Genomic DNA, 17,552 nt, shown 5'->3' with positions numbered 1-17,552 from the left:
ACCAGCTAGCCAAGTACATTCGAGCCGTCTAAAAGAAGAAAATGAACGAAAAGAAAAGAGAAACAAAGGAAATCTAAGAGCATCGTTACTTTCGTTAGCAACTCTCCGGAATTAGGGGGTCTGACCGATAGCCCTTCCTTTCACTCCATATCACACAAATAGCACCCTCTAGTTCCTCTACGCCTTGCACGCTGCCTATACATTTATAGTACCAACCTTTGCAGACAAAAAAATAGACTGGCTCATTGGCAGATTACTCTGCTTTTGAGACAGCCTTTATGTTATCTAGATTGTCTAAACCGTTGTGAATATTCCTTCGCTTGATCCACTGTCCCCACTCGGTTGCGGCTCCATTCCAGCAGAATCCGGTCAATATAACGGAAATGTACCTTGCCGGCAAAAACAGCTTCCTTTAATGCCGTCATAATGAGGTCTTCCTTGTATTGATCCTTGTCTAACCAACCGCTGATCGTTTCCAGCTCCATCGGTGTTAATGGTCGAGCGAATTCTTTTTCGAACGTAGAAAAAATATTTTTGGCTCCCTCATCGATCGGCACTGACGTGCGTACAGCCGATAATTTGGCCAATTCTTGCTCAGCTACCTGTTTGGCTAACTTCCGGTAAAGCGGTGAAAGATTATATCTCTCGCTGCGAATCCCAGTTGATTCTTCCGTGTCTTCATCAATGGCGATGAACTGCTCATGAATCAATTTCTGTAAGCTGGCAATAACTAGATCTGGGGAAGCCGACATGCGAGATTGAATCTCATCTGTCGTTGGAAAATCGTACTTTTCCTTATCCAAAAAGGTAATGAGATGGATCAGCGTCATGACCTCGATTTCGCTTAACTGAAGGGCACGATAGTTCTTCAGCAGAAGAAGCGGTACCGCGACGCTGCCTTCCTGGAAGCTTGCCAATAGGACGGCCTCAATCTGCTGCTGTGTAGTGAACGATTTACTCATCCGGTCCCCTTTCTACCTTTGGTCGATAAACGGATTACGGATATAGACGATATAACAAACGCGGGAATGGAATGGTTTCGCGAACGTGATCTAGGCCGCAAATCCAAGCTACTGTACGCTCAAGACCAAGCCCGAAACCAGAATGCGGCACAGTACCGTATTTCCTTAAGTCCAGATACCATTGGTAGGCTTCTTTGGACAAATCATGCTCTTTGAAACGTTGTTCCATGAGTTCCGGATCATCAATCCGCTGACTGCCTCCGATAATTTCGCCATACCCCTCAGGCGCAATCATATCCGCGCATAACACGACTTCCGGGCGGCTAGGATCTGGTTTCATATAAAAAGCTTTAATTTCTGTTGGCCAGTGTGTAATGAACACAGGTGTTTCATACTCTGCCGCAATCGCAGTCTCATGCGGCGCCCCGAAATCTTCGCCCCATTCGAATTCATGTCCGTTCTTTTGCAGGAACTCAACGGCTTGATCGTACGTGATACGCGGGAAGGAACCTTTGATTTTCTCCAATTTGGACGTGTCACGCTCTAAGGTTTCCAGCTCTTGCGTACAATTCTTGAGTACGGTTTGTACGATGTGTGATACAAATTGCTCCTGAACTTCGAGGTTTTCAGCATGATCTACGAACGCCATTTCTGGCTCGATCATCCAGAACTCGATCAGATGTCTTCTAGTCTTCGATTTCTCGGCACGGAACGTTGGCCCGAAGGAATACACGCGACCCAGCGCCATCGCAGCTGCTTCCATATACAGCTGTCCGCTTTGTGTTAAGAAGGCATCCTCATCAAAGTACTTCGTGTGGAACAAATTCGTCGTTCCTTCGCAAGAGGAAGGTGTCAGAATCGGTGGATCTACCAGATGGAAGCCGCGATCATTGAAAAATTGCTGAACAGCTTGAATAATCTGAGCACGAATAACTAGAACCGCACGTTGGCGCGGACTACGAATCCACAGATGGCGGTTATCCATCAGGAAATCAACGCCATGCTCTTTCGGAGTGATTGGATATTCTTCGGTAACTTGAATGATCTCAACGCCAGTAACATCAAGCTCAAAACCGCCCTTGCTGCGCGTATCCTCTTTCACTTTGCCTGTTATGTACAGCGAGCTTTCTTGAGTCAGCTTGGACGCCGCTTCCCATACGTCTTCGCCTACTTCACTTTTCACCACAACACCTTGTATATATCCTGAACCGTCTCTAAGTTGTAAAAATTGAATTTTACCGCTAGACCGTTTCTTGTTTAGCCAACAGCCAATTGTAACTGACTCGCCGACATGATGTTTAACTTCACCAATCGTACATTTCATACTGATTTAGTACCTCCTTGAGTTTTCATGCGAACCTTCTTCAGCCGGGTTGCCCCCATGCTAAATTCGGCGCTTTTCTATTGTACACTATTTCGAGCAAAGATTCAGTGTGTGGTTGATTGAACTAAATCATAGGTGTCTCTAGCGATAACCCATTCTTCGTTCGTCGGTATGACCAGCACTTGCACCTTGGAATTTACCGTTGATATCCGTCGTTCCAGCCCTCTTCCCGTGCGGTTTGCGGCATCATCGAACTCCACACCGAGGTAAGTCAAATGCTCGCATACTCGCTTGCGTAACGCCTCTGAATTTTCGCCGACACCCGCTGTAAATACGATGGCATCCACACCATTCATAGCCGCGGCGTAAGCTCCGATATATTTGCGCAAGCGATACTCATACATCTCAAAAGCCAGTTTGGCGTTCTTATCGCCTGCTTCCATCGCTTCTGTGATCTCCCGCATATCGCTGGATAACCCCGAGATCGCCTGCAGTCCGCTGTGCTTGTTCAGCATGGAGGAGATCTCACCAATCGTCAGATCCTCCTTGCCCATCGCATAAGGCACGATAGCAGGATCCAGATCGCCGCTGCGCGTGCCCATCATCAGACCTTCGAGCGGGGTCATCCCCATGCTCGTATCCACCGACTTGCCGCCCTCTATGGCGGCGCAGGAAGCCCCATTACCGATGTGACAGGTAATGAGCTTCAGCTGCTCCAGAGGGCGTCCTAGAAAGGCTGCAGCGCGATCGCTGACATAGTTATGCGAAGTGCCGTGAAAACCGTACCGGCGCACCTTGTGCTTCCGATACAAAGCCATCGGTACCGGGTACAGGTAGGCCTGCGCGGGCATAGTTTGATGAAAGGCCGTGTCGAAAACAACGGCCTGAGGAACATCCGGCATGTTCGCCTCCACGGCGGATATGCCGAGCATATGCGCCGGATTATGCAGCGGCGCCAAATCAAAGAGCCGCTTAATCTCCTGCTTCACCTCGTGGTTCACGAGGACGGAGCTTTTGAAGCTTTCACCGCCGTGTACAACGCGGTGCCCGACAGCGTGAATCTCTGCCGTTGACGCGAGCACTCCGTGCTCAGGATGAACGAGCAGCGCAAGCACCTTGCGGATCGCCGTTGTATGCTCCAAAATTTCACTTACCTCATGAACTTCAGGCTTATCCTTCGGCTCATGCACGAGAATGGCTGTTTCCATCCCAATCCGCTCCACACGGCCCTTCGCCAGAACCGTATCATTTTCGATATGAAAAAGCTGATATTTGAGCGATGAGCTCCCCGCATTAATGACGAGAATATTCATAACCTGTCACCGTCCTTGTCATAAAGGAAAAATCCTTCTCCCGTTTTTACCCCTAAATGACCAGTACGCACCATTTTCTTCAGAAGAAACGAAGGCCGATACTTGATATCCCCGTAATCGCGGAACATGCCCTCGAGCGCATCATGCACGGCATCTAAGCCGAAGCGATCACACATTTCTAGCGGACCGTACTTGAAATCGTAACCGATCCGCATCGCGGTATCGATATCTTCCGCCGTCGCTACGCCTTCAGAGAGCGTGTGCAAAGCTTCATTAATGAGCGTACAGATCAATCTCGACGTAATAAAACCAGGCGATTCATTCACGCTAATGCCCTTCTTATGGATGAATTCATCCACAAATCGTCTGGTTTGTTCAAAGGTTTCATCCGACGTTTTCATCGCCCGGATAATCTCTACCAGATTGACTTTCGCCACCGGATGCAAGAAATGCAGGCCAATGACGCGCTGCGGATGGGTTGTGATAGCAGCAATTTCCGTCACGCTAAGTGTTGAAGTATTCGTCGCTAAAATAATGGATGGGTTGCAAATTTGATTCAACTGAAAGAAGACATGCTTCTTGGCATTCAAATCCTCCGTAATGGTTTCTATGACCATATCGCATTCGGCCATATCTTGGAGGGAATCTGCTTTTTTAATTTTAGCTAAAATGAGCTTTTTCTCTGCTTCCGTCAAAGCCCAGCGTTCGATTTGCTTATCTAAACTAACCTGAATTTGCTCAAGGGCACGATCCAGCTTCTCTACTGTTTTCTCCAGAAGTAATACCTCTAGGCCTCTGGCTGCAAGCATTTCAGAAATGCCTTGCCCCATCGTGCCACCGCCAACTACACCAATTGTTTTAAACACCATGCCAAATTTCTCCTTCTTTAGGGCTCATACTTATCATTCACAACTGTAAGGCAATACAACCTAAGGAACCCACTCATATCATACAATTTTTGCTTCCAAATTTCATTATTCGTCACAAAACCTTGCGGAACTTTCCGCGTTTGGACACAAAATGAACAAAAAAAGAGGCTGTACCGAAAATAGCCGCTTTATCGCTACTTTTGGTGACAACCTCAACCATTTCTATGCAGTTTGTGAAACAGAAGCATCGAACAAAGTACGGAAAGTATCGCCCGAAATGACTTCTTCACCCATCAAAATCGCGAAAGAATGATCAAATACGCTCCGCTGCTGCTCCAGCAGTGACTTAGTGCGTATCATTAACGCATCAAGAATAACTGTGTTCTCTTTCATCAGTTGATCCTTGGTGACCATTTCACGGTCTATGATGCCTAGCGATGTTAAGCCAGAGTCCATCATGTTACGCACCATTGATAATGCTTGCTCAAAGTCATTCCGCGAGCCGGTACTGCGTCCGCCGTAAAAGATTTCTTCCGCCGCGGCGCCGCCCAAAGCGATCATGATTTGCTGCTCAATATAATCTTTCGTGTACAAATAATGGTCCTTCGGTGGATTATGACGCACATAACCGAGTGCTTTCCCACGCGGGCTAACGGTTACTTGCGAAACCGAGCCAGGACGCACGAGCTCTGCAATGATAGCATGACCTAACTCATGGTAAGCTACACGCTCTTTCTCATCTTGTGCGGTTTCTTTATCCGTCCGCTCGCCCATCATGATTTTATCAATCGCGGATGCCAAATGTTGCTGCTCAATTTCCTTTTTATCCTCACGCATGGCATAAATAGCTGCTTCATTCAGCACACCTTCCAACTGTGCACCAGAGAAACCAAACGTTTGTTCCGCGATAGCATCTAACGAAACTCCAACAGCTAAAGGTTTATTTTTCACGTGAATATGCAAGATAGAGAGGCGGCCTTTCTTATCCGGTAAATCAACCTCAATATGACGGTCAAAACGCCCTGGACGAAGCAGTGCGCTGTCTAGCATTTCTTTACGGTTCGTTGCCGCCATAAGTAAAATACGCGGTGCATCGTTCGTATGAATACCATCCATCTCGGTTAACAGCTGGTTCAGCGTTTGATCGTACTCACGCTGTTGACCGCCATCACGCTTACCGCCAATAACATCGATCTCATCGATAAAAATAATCGCGTTATCCTTGCCCTCTTTCACGGCGCGGCTTCTTGCTTCTTTAAACAAATCACGTACACGGCTTGCACCTACACCCACATACATCTCCACAAACTCACTGCCTGATGCTGCCAAATAAACGGAATTTGTATAATGAGCGGCAGCTTTTGCCATTAGTGTTTTACCTGTCCCAGGAGGACCTGTGAGCAGGATCCCTTTGAGAGGACGAATGCCCAATTTCTTAATTTCTTCATGTTTAATCAGAAAATCAAGTGCTTCTGTCAATTCCTTCTTCGCTCTGTCCTGTCCGCCAATCTCGTCAAACGTGAGAAAAGCCGGGGTCCGAGTTTTGCTTTTCCGATCACCGCCACCACCAGCAGAAATACCTACACCGCCGCGGCCTCTAATCATATAAAACAACGAAACGCCTAACACACCGATAAATAAAATAGGGATAATATTTACTCCTAAGAAAATTAGAAAAACAAGTAATACCGGAATAGCGCCTATGCCGATCTCTTTATAAATTTTACTCATTCGGCCACACTCCAATCTGCGTGGATCTAGGAAGCATGATGAATTTGGTGGCATCACCATCTGTTAATCGAATATATACATAAGTTTGGTCCATTTCACTTTCAACCTTCATGCTTGGCAGGTCAGCCGCATACTTTTGCAGCGTCGTTGGAATGTCTGCATAGTGCTTGGTCTCCATCGCTTGTGCGACTTCGAATAGCGCTTTGGACCACCACTCATCCAGCTTCTCCGACGAATGATCTTTCACTTGAACATTCACGGTACGTTTGCCAATAATCGATGCTCCATCTTTGTTAATTCGTTCAACAACCGTTCTTAAATTCGCATCTGCCTGTAAATTCACTTCTATATCAACACGATCTTTGTCCAATTTCATCGTTGAATTTGTCACTCCGGGAACTTTACTGATGATATCTGATAATGGGTTTTCCATAGCGAAACTTGTATAAGCGAACCAGCCTCCGAATAATACGCCGGCAGAAATAATGACACTCAGTACAACGGGTAAGAGACGTAGCTTCATCAGTCAACGTCCCCCTTTCTCGATATATTATGTTGCGTCCAAATCCATACGAATAGTATATCATTTGGTATATACCAATTCCTTATGAAATGAGTGGAAACAGGAAAACTCAGCCTATTGCAGGCTGAGTCTGTAGGTATCCAAATATAGTCCATCTTTGAATTTATAATAATCATAAAAATATCGTGTGCCGCTATCATCAATCTTTTTATAGAAAACTTCCCAAATGTACTCCTGACCAAGCTTCCCTGGCATGATGCGTTCAATCTCTGCACCTGGATTTTTCTTGGTAACGACATCCCGAATTTGTGCTTCTGTGAAGCCTTCAGCAGCCATCTCCGTGTGAACGCCCTTATCGGAGACCCATACGATGACCCCTTGGCCAATCTTATCTTCTCCATAGACGATCCGAAATGGCTCATCGCCATAAAAGAAATCCACTTTTGCCGCTTTGGTCATAATACTTTTCTCAAAAGCAGTCTCTACCGCAATGCGCTTGTCGTCCCAATGAACCTTTTGCACATTTAAGTAAAAGCGGCTGAGCACAACGCCAAGCGTCAATACAATAAACACGCCAAAAGTAATAATTCTCGTTCGCTTTGCACCCATCAGCGCCGCTCACCTCCCCGAACAAACTGCCGGCACCTTCTTAACCAATTAATCTGTCGAAACACAGTTCAAATTCACGTTTAATTTTTTCTTCATCCATCGTTAAGCATTCGCCTTTGCGGACAATCCAGTTGCCGTCGACACAGACGTCTACAACATCTTTCGCACAAGCCGAATAAACAACATGAGACACAAAATCAGTTTTTGGCAGGAAATGAGGTTGATCAATATCCAGCGCGATAAAGTCGGCTTTCATACCCGGTTGCAGCAATCCTACGTTATCCAACCAGATCGATTCTGCCCCCATCTTCGTTCCCAGCAACAGTGCTTCAGCCGCAGGTACAGCCAGTGGATCGCCAGAAACACCCTTGTGAATCAATGCGGCAAGTCTCATTTCTTCAAACATATCCAAATTATTATTGGATGCGGCACCGTCCGTACCAAGTGAAACTTTCACCCCAGCGCGAAGCAACTCAGGCACACGTGCTACGCCGGAGGCCAGCTTCAGGTTACTGCCCGGGTTGTGAGAAACGCGAACATCATATTGCTGCAGAACACTTATTTCTTCATCCGTTAAATGGACACCATGCGCAACAAGCGTAGGTCTGCTGAACACACCAATCTTCTCAAGATGTGCAACAGGGCGCAGTCCATATTGGTCCACATTGCCTTGCACCTCACGGCTTGTTTCGGACATGTGCGTATGTATTGGCAAATTCAAATCGTGAGCTGCTTGAACGATTCGTTCAATGTAATCCGGCGGACACGTGTAAGGCGCATGCGGAGACATCATCGTCGTGATGCGTCCATTCGCTGCACCATGCCAGGTTTTTGCAAACTCAGTTGCATCTATCAGCTTAGCCGTCTGTACATCAGCTGGGCATAGCCCGATGACACCGCGAGCAAGAACGCCGCGCATCCCTGATGCTTCTACGGCCTTCGCCACTTCGTTCATATGGTCGTACATATCGACGAAAGTAGTAGTTCCGCCTTTCATCATTTCCAAAATGGACAGACTCGTGCCCCATTTCACATCTTGAGCCGTAAATTTCGCTTCCATCGGCCACATTTTCTCTTCCAGCCAGATCTGAAGAGCTAAATCATCCCCATATCCTCTAAGCAGCGACATCGCGGCATGACCATGCGTATTGACTAAACCAGGCATGTACAACTTATTCGTACCATCGATGATTTCATCGTAGTTTTCCTTGGGTTCAGGAGTTTCTTCACCGATATATGTAATCAGATCGCCTTCTATGACCATGCAGCCTTTGATAGATGATTTCCCTTTAATAGTAGAAATGAAATGACCGTTCATAATTAATGTTTTTTTCATACTAAAAATCCCTCTCTATGCTCATTCTAAGTTAAACACCGCTTTATAAACTTTACATCTTCAGGCTTGTAAAATCAAGGAAGTGCCTAATGTTAAGAAATTGTAAAATGTCACGGAATTTTCGTTGCTTTAGGTCCAATTGTTATGATATTTTTAACTTTGTGAGTTTTTTCAACAAGTTGGTCTGTTTATCTTATAAATTCGATCAAAATCTTGTACATATAGTAAATACTAGGAGGCATTTATGACCACGTTATTCACAAAAAAGAACGAAGTCGATTTCTTGCAACTGCTCATCCGCGCTGCAGAGAACGCATTGCAAACTGCACAGCTGTTTCGCACAGCCATGATGGGTGACAAATCCCCAATAGACTACGTTCAGTCCATTCACGATCTTGAACATGCCGGAGACTCCATCACGCACGAAATTTTCAAAGGGCTCAATAAAGTGTTCATTACACCGATCGATCGTGAGGACATCATGGTCCTTGCCTCCAAAGTGGATGATGTCACGGATGGGATTGAAGCTACAATCGCTCGTTTTGACTACTTGAACGTCTCGCATACGGATACATATATGAAAGACTTCTCGGCTGTCATCGTGGATTCCTGCCAACATATGCTTGATGCCTTCAAACTGCTTGCGAAGAAGAAATATATGCAAATCCCTGAACATACGGTTGCCATTAACTCACTTGAGAATGACGGTGATCGCTTGATGCGTGAAGGAATTCGTCAAATCTTCATCACACGCAAAGACGTGTACGAAGACTTCAAGCTCAAAGAAATCTACGAGCGCTTAGAAGAAACAACGGATGCTTGCGAAGACGTAGCTAATATCCTAGACAGCGTAGTACTTCGTTATTCATAAGACCACAACAGTCGATGTGTACGAAGGATAGTTTTCCGAATGGAAAGCTCTTAGGAGGAAATCATGTTAACTTATTTAATTGTAATTGTTGTACTAGCTTTACTTTTTGATTTCATTAATGGCTTTCACGATACAGCTAATGCGATTGCGACATCCATTTCTACGCGCGCACTCAGCCCGCGGGTAGCTATCGCCATGGCTGCGACGCTTAACTTTGTTGGTGCGATGGTATCCTCCAAAGTAGCCAAAACGGTCGGCGGGAGTATCGCGAACCCAGCCAAAATTGAAAATGGCGTCGAAATCGTTATTGCAGCCCTTCTCGCGGCGATTATATGGAACTTGCTAACATGGTATCTTGCCATTCCTTCCTCTTCTTCTCACACTTTGCTCGGAGCCCTTGCCGGTGCGGTTATTGCTGGTGCTGGCGTGAATGCTGTGAATTGGAGCGGTTTTACACAGATCATTATCATTTTGATTCTTTCACCAATCATCGCCTTCGGCCTTGGTTACCTCATCATGCTATTGATCAAATACATCGTCATATGGTCCGGAAATACGTCTAGATCGAAGCTAAATCGTATATTCAGGACTTTACAGATTATTTCTGCCGGATTACTCTCATACTCCCATGGCGGTAACGATGCTCAGAAAGCGATGGGAATTATCGTATTCGGTCTAGTCGCAGCCGATGTCCAAACGACGCTCGACGTCCCGCTTTGGGTTAAAATTTCAGCCGCTTTGGCCATGGGTCTTGGAACTTCGATCGGTGGATGGAAAATTATCAAAACCGTGTCTGGGAAAATTGTCAAAATCGAACCCATCAACGGATTTGCATCTGATCTCACATCGTCGCTTGTCATCCAGTTCTCCACGCATATCGGAAAACCACTATCAACAACACATGTTATTTCCTCCGCTATTATCGGGACAGGCAGTGTCATGCGTTTCCATGAAGTTCAGTGGGGCACCGTCAGCCGTATGTTGATCACATGGGTCATTACCATACCTATCAGCATTGCGCTTGCGTACTCGCTTTACTTCCTTATCTTTAGACTGATTTTATAAAAAAAAGGCTGTCCCGAACGTCATTGAATGACGGTCGGAACAGCCTTTTTTTGAACTTTTGTGTTGTCTTTTTGGATTAAGGGGAAAAACTACCGCTAAATCGTTGAAAATTACTGCTACAGGCATGAATACATGGAATTTCTCCTGTTACTGCGGACGACTGAGCCTGAAAACAGGTTCAAATAAACTGATTAACGGTATTTTCCAGTTATTGGTAACATCTGGTGGAGATTTGCTTGAAACAAAGGTAATTTTTCCAGCTATTCGATTCGGCTCCATAGGTTACGCTCAAGGGAACTAGACCTCAAAGTCCCCTAATTTTCAGTTAATCTAAATAGTAAGCTAAGCTTTGCAGCTCCGTTGTGAAATCCGCGTAATGCACGCGTACTTCCGGAGGGACCTTAATAATGACTGGAGCAAAATTCAAAATGGCTTCAATGCCGCAATCAACAAATTGATTGGCCACATTTTGAGCTTCGCTGGCAGGCACTGTAATAATTCCGATTCGCACGCCTAATTCTGATAAAACCTTCTTCATTTCCGCCATCGGTTGCACCGTCAAGTTATTGATGGTCTCGCCTGCTTTGGAGGGCATCTCATCAAAAACAGCGACAATTTTCATATCATTTCGCAGATAGGTATTATAATTGCATAATGCGCGGCCAAGATTCCCCGCTCCAACAAGAGCAACCTGAATATGCCGGTCCAGCTTGAGTATCTGTCTAATTTTCTCGATCAAGTAAGCAATATCGTAACCAATGCCTTTTTTGCCGAACTCTCCGAAATACGCCAAATCCTTACGAATCTGTGCCGGATTTAGATCAAGCTTTTGACCCAAATCCTGCGAAGATACCGTTGCGACATTTTTCATAGCAAGCTCGTTGAGGAATCGTAAATAAATGGGCAGCCTGCGAACAACAGCCTCCGATATTTTTTGTGATTTCATTTCTGAACCTCCCCCATCCACTGCTCAATCCTAGGTAACATTTGTTCCGTTGTCATATGCTCGATTTTGGGTCCTGGCAGTGAATAGAGGAAGTGCTTGCCATAAAAGGTTTCAATGACACGCGTATCGTAAATGATCACAATCCCTTTATCAGATGCGCGTCTAACTAACCGGCCGAAGCCTTGTTTAAATCGAATGACCGCCTGTGGCACAGAAAATTTCATGAACGGATTCTCATTCCGTTTCTTAATATTTTCGCATTTTGCCTCGACAAGCGGATGGTTCGGAGGTTGAAACGGCAGCCGGATAATGGCCAAACAGCTTAGCGCATCACCAGGTATGTCAACACCTTCCCAGAATGAACTTGTGCCAAGCAGCACACACATCTTATTGTCTTGGAACATCCGGGTTAATTTACTGCGATTGCCGCTGTCCACTCCTTGACCGAGCACTGTAATGCCGTATGATTTCAAATAATCTTTCATCCCGGCATAAATTTGCTTAAGCATTCGATTGGATGTGAACAAGATTAGCATTCGACCTTTGGTCACAATAGCTACTTCACTTAGCGATTCAATAAGCGATGCGATGAAAACAGGGTCTCCAGCACCTTTAATCGTAGGAAAGTCTCTTGGAATCACTACCAAAGCTTGCTCCCGGTAATTAAAAGGAGAAGGCAGTTGAACTGTTTTGAGCTTACCGCTCTCTTCATCCTGCGGAATTAACAGCCCCAATTGATCGGCTGAATACTGGAATGATTTATTCACAGACAAAGTCGCGGAGGTCATGATGATGCTGTCTTTCGTCTCAAAGAAATGCTGCTGAAGCAAGCTGCTGACATCTGTTGGAATTGAGAAAAGCTGTAGCGATTTCGTTCTGGCAAAGGTTCCGGCTTCCATCCAATACACATAACCTTCATCCGCCATTTTCATAAAGAAATGCAGGGCATCTCGATGCTCGTAGAGCTCTTTCACAGTACCATTGAGGTCCGTCACTAATCCTTGAACCCCGAATACCTCCTGATGCTCTTTCACATCGCTTAACAATTTATCAAGCGTGCGAAGCAAATCATTGGCATTCAGATAGAAATTGTCCTCCATCGTCATCAGCTCATGCCAATTAGGTGGCAATGTCTCTGGTTTCATGCGCAGCACATACGTGGAATTCTCCGTCTGCGAAGGGTCGCTTTTGGACGACACCAGCTCATATAGGGATTCACTCAGTTGGTCCCAATCCTCTTTCATCTGCACAATCTTGGGAAAGAGCCCATCAATCGTATGACTCCATGCCGCTGCACGTTCTTGCTGCTCATCTGATTTCTGCAATCGAAACCTCAGCATAGGCAATTGTCCGCTGCGATTATCTTTGTAAAGCCAGATCAACGAATGATACATCGCCGAGGAATGCAGTTCGATACCAAGATGTTTGCTGGCCACTTCCTCAAAGTGATGCGCCTCATCAATGACAAGGTGCTTGTAAGCCGGCAGAAGGCGGTTCTCCGCTTTCATATCGGTAAACAGGAGGGAATGGTTCGTGATAATCACATCAGCCGTATTGGCGTCATTACGCGCGCGATGATAGAAACACTTTTTGTACCATGGGCACATCCGATTCAAGCAAGAGTCCGTGTCACTGGCAACCGAATACCAGAATTGAGCGCCTTTATTCCCAAAATGGATTTCCTCTTCATCGCCATGTTCCGTTTCGCTCAGCCACACAACCATTTGTGCCGCCGTCACTGGATCTTCTTTGCCATTCTCGTAATCACGCGTTGTCAGCTTCGTCTCAAATTTGCGCAAGCATAAATAGTGACTTCTTCCTTTCAGCACCGCCGCTTTGAAAGGAACCGGAAAAATTTCTTTCAACAGCGGAATATCCCGCTCTCTAAGCTGCTCCTGCAAATTAATCGTATGCGTGGAGACAACCACTTTCTTCTCATATTTAATGCCATAATAAAGTGCCGGTATCAAATATCCAAGTGATTTCCCAGTGCCTGTTCCAGCCTCAATCATCAAATGCTGATCGTTCTCAAGCGATTTCTCTACTTCGTAGATCATTTGCTCTTGCGATTCCCGCTCTTCAAACACTTCAAACTTCTGCTGAAGCGCTAATTTCAAGCCTGTCTGGAATTCTTTGAAGGAAGCACCTAGTCCGTCATCAGCAGAAGCCCCCCGGATGTCATCCTCTTCGCCCCAATCCGTAACATTCAACGTAAATTGGCGGAAATAACGATTCGTATCCGTGTCGATACTCGTAATCGATTCTTTATATAGACATATTTCGTCCAAAAACCAGCCTAAATCGCTAGAGCTATTTTCGAAAATATGTTGTAACCGCTGCACGGTAAGGAGAGGCAGTCCAATCAGCCTTTCCAGGCATCGAACCCAGATCTCAGCCGTAACCTCAGCGTCACTGTCAGCCTGATGTGGCCGCTCATGGTCAATGCCAAACAAACCGGCTACCATGCTCAATTGAAGACTGGAAATAGATGGGAATAATATGCGAAGCATATCCATCGTATCCAGCACTCGGCCTGAAAATGGCGGGTAACCGGTTTTGGTCAGTCCCTTTTGCAAAAAAGAAAGATCAAAAGCTGCATGATGCGCAACAAGTACGCAATCAAACAAAAGTGGAAACATATCCGACATTACTTGATCAAGCGCGGGAGCATCTGCAACCATCTCATCCGTAATGCCAGTAAGTGTTGTAATGGAAGAAGGTATACCAATCCCTGGATTAACCAGAGAAGTATACCTGTCGATAATTTGAAATTGATCTATAATGACCAGTCCAACTTGGATGATTTCATCCGCAGGCTGACTTCCTGTCGTTTCAAAATCCAAAACTGCAAATTTCATGACGTGTATCTTCAATCCCTTCGTCCTGCACTTCTCCTAGCATACCAAATCTTATTAGGAAAAGGGAATACCTGATCGCCATATTGGTTTTAGGACTCGTCCAGATTGATGAGAGGCTCCATACATGATGGATCCGTATGGTACGCTTTTTGAAAATACTCGAAAGCTTTTTCTATATTCTGATTCTGCACCTGAATGACTCCCATGGCGTTGTAGGAAATTGCCTTCATCTTGGAGTTATCCGTTAGCGGCAGCAGGAATTTGAAGTGCCTATACGCATCCCCAAACTCCCCTTTGCGCAGATGCCCCATCGCCAAATAGACCCTTGCCAACAAGAAATCAGGCTGCCTGCGAATCAAGACTTCAAATTCCTTGATCGCTTGATCATACATGTAAAGCTTGTAGTACCCTTGCCCGCGTACAAACTCATCCGTTTGTTTCCCTGACAGATCAAGATCCATCAGTTCTTTATGAAGGGTTTGGGTACTGATCGGCACGGCCCCATAAAACTTTCCCAGCTTCTCCTCAAAAAGCAGCCACGCCTCAATGAACTCATCGCTCATTGTTTTCAACACTTGCAATTGTTCGTCAAGCTCCGCTCTTTTCTCCACATCACTATTCGGATATTCTTTTTGGATTTCTTCCAAAACCTCGTTCATTGTGGAAAATAAATGCTTAAACATTTGGCATCCCACCTTTGCTTCGAAAGCTTACCCTCATTCTTTGTAAACAGAGCCGATTTCATGCATGGAAAGGACCATCTTAAAGGATGGTGGAATGCTCCTCTGCTTTTAACAATTGGGCAACTTTATTATTTTCTCCCATGATAGCAACCGTCGGCTGATGCTTCCTGGCTTCTTCGTCGGTCATCGTGGCATACGTCATAATAATGACCGTATCACCTTCCTGAACCAAACGTGCCGCGGCACCGTTCAAACAGACGACTCCAGTCCCGCGTGGGCCTGCAATAATGTACGTTTCAAGGCGTGCGCCGTTATTGTTATTAACAATTTGCACTTTCTCATTAGGCAGCATATCAACAAGATCAAGCAAATCCTCATCAATTGTAATGCTTCCAATATAGTTCAAATTCGCTTCTGTTACGGTAGCGCGGTGTATTTTGGCTTTCATCATCGTGCGAAACATAAACTTCACTTCCTTAATTGTAAAATGACATTATCGATTAAACGTGTTTTGCCGAATTTAACAGCAAGTGCAAGAATGATTGAATCGGTATGAGTGCTATTTTCAAATGGTTCTAAGCTTGGAAATGCAAGTACTTCCACATAATCAATAACGGCTAATGGTGCTGACGCTATATGGCTGGTAACCAAGTTTTCTAGTTCTGCAGCGTGGAAATTAGGTCGAGATTGGACGAATTCCTTCGCTTTATCCAAAGCCTGCGAAAGAACTAACGCTTGCTTCCGCTCTTCGTCCGATAGATAAACATTGCGTGAACTCATGGCGAGGCCATCTTTTTCGCGCAGTGTTGGGCAGGGGACGATTTCGACAGGTAAATTTAAATCCTGCACCATCTGCTGAATCACGGCAACCTGCTGGGCATCTTTCAGTCCAAAAAACGCCTGATCTGGCTGCACGATGTGGAACAACTTACTAACCACTGTTGCTACGCCGTCAAAATGTCCTGGTCTGGACGCTCCGCAGAGCCTCGATGTTAGGCCTGACACAGCAACAGTCGTACGTGTCGGAGTCGGATACATTTCACTCACCGTGGGCATGAAAACCAGATCGGCGCCGGCTGCTTCTGCAACCTCAAGATCTCGCTCCGTGTTGCGCGGATAGCGCTCAAAATCCTCTCCAGGACCAAACTGCAGCGGATTAACAAAAATACTCAGTACCACAAGCCCGCTCTGCGAACGTGCTTTACGCAGCAAGCTCGCGTGTCCTTCGTGCAGATAACCCATTGTAGGTACAAAACCTACAGATCCATCATTCTTACGTCGGTATTCGCTGATACGAGAACGCAGATCGGCTATCGAATGAATCACTTCCATGGTCTGGATCGCTTTCATGGCCGCTCACTACTCCTTATCGCCGTACAAATATTGAACTACATCGTTATCCATATGAAACGTGTTTTCCTGTGCGGGGAATGTGCGCTCTTTCACTTCTTTTACATATTCACGAATGCCTTCACGAATAGTTTCCCCGATATTCGCGTAAGCTTTTACAAACTTTCTGGGCGCGCTGTCAGAACCATACTGTAATAGATCATGATAGACAAGTACCTGCCCATCGCAGTGAACCCCTGATCCAATGCCAATTGTCGGGATGGATAGCTGCTTGGTAATCCATTCAGCCAATTCATCCGTAACCAGCTCCAGCACAATCGCGAAAGCACCCGCTTCCTCAATAGCTTTGGCATCGCTGAGCAGCTTCTCTGCTTGCTCTGAACTCCGGCCTTGCACGCGGAAACCGCCGAGCTGATGAACCGATTGCGGAGTCAGCCCAAGATGCCCGATGACAGGAACACCAGCTTCTGTGATCGCTTTGACCGTTGCGGCAATCTCAGCTCCTCCTTCGAGTTTCACAGCCTTCGCTCCACCCTCTTGCATTAGGCGGGCGACGCCTTTTAATGTCGTGTCCAAGCTTCCATGGTACGTGAAGAATGGCATATCCGCTACGATAAACGTGTTCGAAGCTCCGCGTACCGCGGCACGTGTATGATAGACCATGTCATCGAGCGTCACTGGCAAAGTCGAATCATACCCCAGTACGACATTTCCAAGTGAATCTCCAACGAGGATCACATCAATACCGGCTTCTTCGGACAAACGAGCTGACGGGTAATCATAAGCTGTTACCATCGTAATAGGTACCCCGTCTTGCTTCATTTTTCTCATTCTAGCTGTTGTTAGCGGCTTCCGCTTTTCCATTCATATCCCAGCTTCCTCATATAAAATAAAAAAACCTTTTAGCTAAGAGCTAAAAGGATCGCGTTCAGAAAGAATCCAATGATTCTTCTGTCTCGGTCCCGTAGGCTCAGAGCAGAATCTAACATCTTGTTTACTCATTATTTGACTGAGTTAACCATGTAACTACGCTTGTATAGCAGCAAGTGCAGTTCCTTTAAGGATACCGCCTCGCTTCTCAATTATACCAAATGTAGCTTCCAATTGATACC

Annotated in this window: 16 protein-coding genes; 2 read left to right on the top strand and 14 right to left on the bottom strand. The window is 45.8% G+C overall.

Annotated elements, in window-relative coordinates:
- Positions 1–281: 281 nt before the first annotated feature.
- The 8 genes from GQF01_RS20350 to GQF01_RS20315 form a co-directional block, all read right to left on the bottom strand.
- The gene (locus tag GQF01_RS20350; RefSeq protein ID WP_161408532.1) at positions 282–962 is read right to left on the bottom strand and encodes a DnaD domain protein; all 681 of its coding nucleotides are present in this window, start codon (positions 960–962) and stop codon (positions 282–284) included.
- A 34-nt stretch (positions 963–996) separates the two neighbouring features.
- Positions 997–2,292 (bottom strand): asparagine--tRNA ligase, encoded by a 1,296-nt coding sequence (asnS, locus tag GQF01_RS20345; RefSeq protein ID WP_161408566.1) that lies wholly within the window; start codon positions 2,290–2,292, stop codon positions 997–999.
- Positions 2,293–2,390: 98 nt separating this feature from the next.
- A complete protein-coding gene (locus GQF01_RS20340; protein ID WP_161408531.1) occupies positions 2,391–3,599 on the bottom strand; it encodes an acetate/propionate family kinase in 1,209 nt (402 codons plus the stop codon).
- Positions 3,596–4,468, bottom strand: coding sequence for a 3-hydroxyacyl-CoA dehydrogenase family protein (locus tag GQF01_RS20335; RefSeq protein WP_161408530.1), 873 nt, complete (start codon positions 4,466–4,468; stop codon positions 3,596–3,598). The genes GQF01_RS20340 and GQF01_RS20335 overlap by 4 nt, the downstream gene beginning before the upstream one ends.
- Positions 4,469–4,690: 222 nt before the next feature.
- A complete protein-coding gene (locus GQF01_RS20330; RefSeq protein ID WP_161408529.1) occupies positions 4,691–6,199 on the bottom strand; it encodes an AAA family ATPase in 1,509 nt (502 codons plus the stop codon).
- A complete protein-coding gene (locus GQF01_RS20325; protein WP_161408528.1) occupies positions 6,192–6,722 on the bottom strand; it encodes a hypothetical protein in 531 nt (176 codons plus the stop codon). The genes GQF01_RS20330 and GQF01_RS20325 overlap by 8 nt, the downstream gene beginning before the upstream one ends.
- Positions 6,723–6,836: 114 nt before the next feature.
- The gene (locus tag GQF01_RS20320; RefSeq protein ID WP_161408527.1) at positions 6,837–7,331 is read right to left on the bottom strand and encodes a cell wall elongation regulator TseB-like domain-containing protein; all 495 of its coding nucleotides are present in this window, start codon (positions 7,329–7,331) and stop codon (positions 6,837–6,839) included.
- A 40-nt stretch (positions 7,332–7,371) separates the two neighbouring features.
- A complete protein-coding gene (locus GQF01_RS20315; protein WP_161408526.1) occupies positions 7,372–8,667 on the bottom strand; it encodes an amidohydrolase in 1,296 nt (431 codons plus the stop codon).
- Between the two features lie 244 nt (positions 8,668–8,911).
- On the opposite strand from GQF01_RS20315, the gene GQF01_RS20310 reads away from it, so the two are divergent.
- Positions 8,912–9,538 carry a DUF47 domain-containing protein gene (locus GQF01_RS20310; RefSeq protein WP_127451452.1) on the top strand — a complete coding sequence of 209 codons (627 nt, stop codon included), beginning with the start codon at positions 8,912–8,914 and terminating at the stop codon, positions 9,536–9,538.
- Between the two features lie 63 nt (positions 9,539–9,601).
- On the top strand, positions 9,602–10,603 hold the full coding sequence (locus GQF01_RS20305; RefSeq protein WP_161408525.1) for an inorganic phosphate transporter: 1,002 nt from the start codon (positions 9,602–9,604) through the stop codon (positions 10,601–10,603).
- A gap of 325 nt (positions 10,604–10,928) precedes the next feature.
- On the opposite strand, the gene GQF01_RS20295 is transcribed toward GQF01_RS20305, so the two are convergent.
- The 6 genes from GQF01_RS20295 to panB all read right to left on the bottom strand — a co-directional run bounded on the left by GQF01_RS20295 (position 10,929) and on the right by panB (position 17,304).
- Positions 10,929–11,549: a redox-sensing transcriptional repressor Rex gene (locus GQF01_RS20295; RefSeq protein ID WP_161408523.1), complete on the bottom strand. Its 621-nt coding sequence runs from the start codon at positions 11,547–11,549 to the stop codon at positions 10,929–10,931.
- Positions 11,546–14,407, bottom strand: a complete 2,862-nt coding sequence (dinG, locus tag GQF01_RS20290; RefSeq protein WP_161408522.1) for an ATP-dependent DNA helicase DinG — start codon at positions 14,405–14,407, stop codon at positions 11,546–11,548. The genes GQF01_RS20295 and dinG overlap by 4 nt, the downstream gene beginning before the upstream one ends.
- Positions 14,408–14,496: 89 nt before the next feature.
- On the bottom strand, positions 14,497–15,090 hold the full coding sequence (locus tag GQF01_RS20285; protein ID WP_161408521.1) for a tetratricopeptide repeat protein: 594 nt from the start codon (positions 15,088–15,090) through the stop codon (positions 14,497–14,499).
- 79 nt (positions 15,091–15,169) lie between these two features.
- Positions 15,170–15,553 (bottom strand): aspartate 1-decarboxylase, encoded by a 384-nt coding sequence (gene panD, locus GQF01_RS20280; RefSeq protein WP_161408520.1) that lies wholly within the window; start codon positions 15,551–15,553, stop codon positions 15,170–15,172.
- A gap of 5 nt (positions 15,554–15,558) precedes the next feature.
- On the bottom strand, positions 15,559–16,422 hold the full coding sequence (gene panC, locus GQF01_RS20275) for a pantoate--beta-alanine ligase (RefSeq protein WP_161408565.1): 864 nt from the start codon (positions 16,420–16,422) through the stop codon (positions 15,559–15,561).
- Positions 16,423–16,449: 27 nt separating this feature from the next.
- On the bottom strand, positions 16,450–17,304 hold the full coding sequence (gene panB, locus GQF01_RS20270; RefSeq protein ID WP_145655272.1) for a 3-methyl-2-oxobutanoate hydroxymethyltransferase: 855 nt from the start codon (positions 17,302–17,304) through the stop codon (positions 16,450–16,452).
- Between the last annotated feature and the right edge of the window lie 248 nt (positions 17,305–17,552).

Source organism: Paenibacillus silvestris (genome assembly GCF_009882985.1).
Taxonomy (GTDB): Bacteria; Bacillota; Bacilli; order Paenibacillales; family NBRC-103111; genus Paenibacillus_E; species Paenibacillus_E silvestris.
Note: the sequence above shows the minus strand (reverse complement) of the source record. Positions and strands in the feature narration are given on the sequence as shown.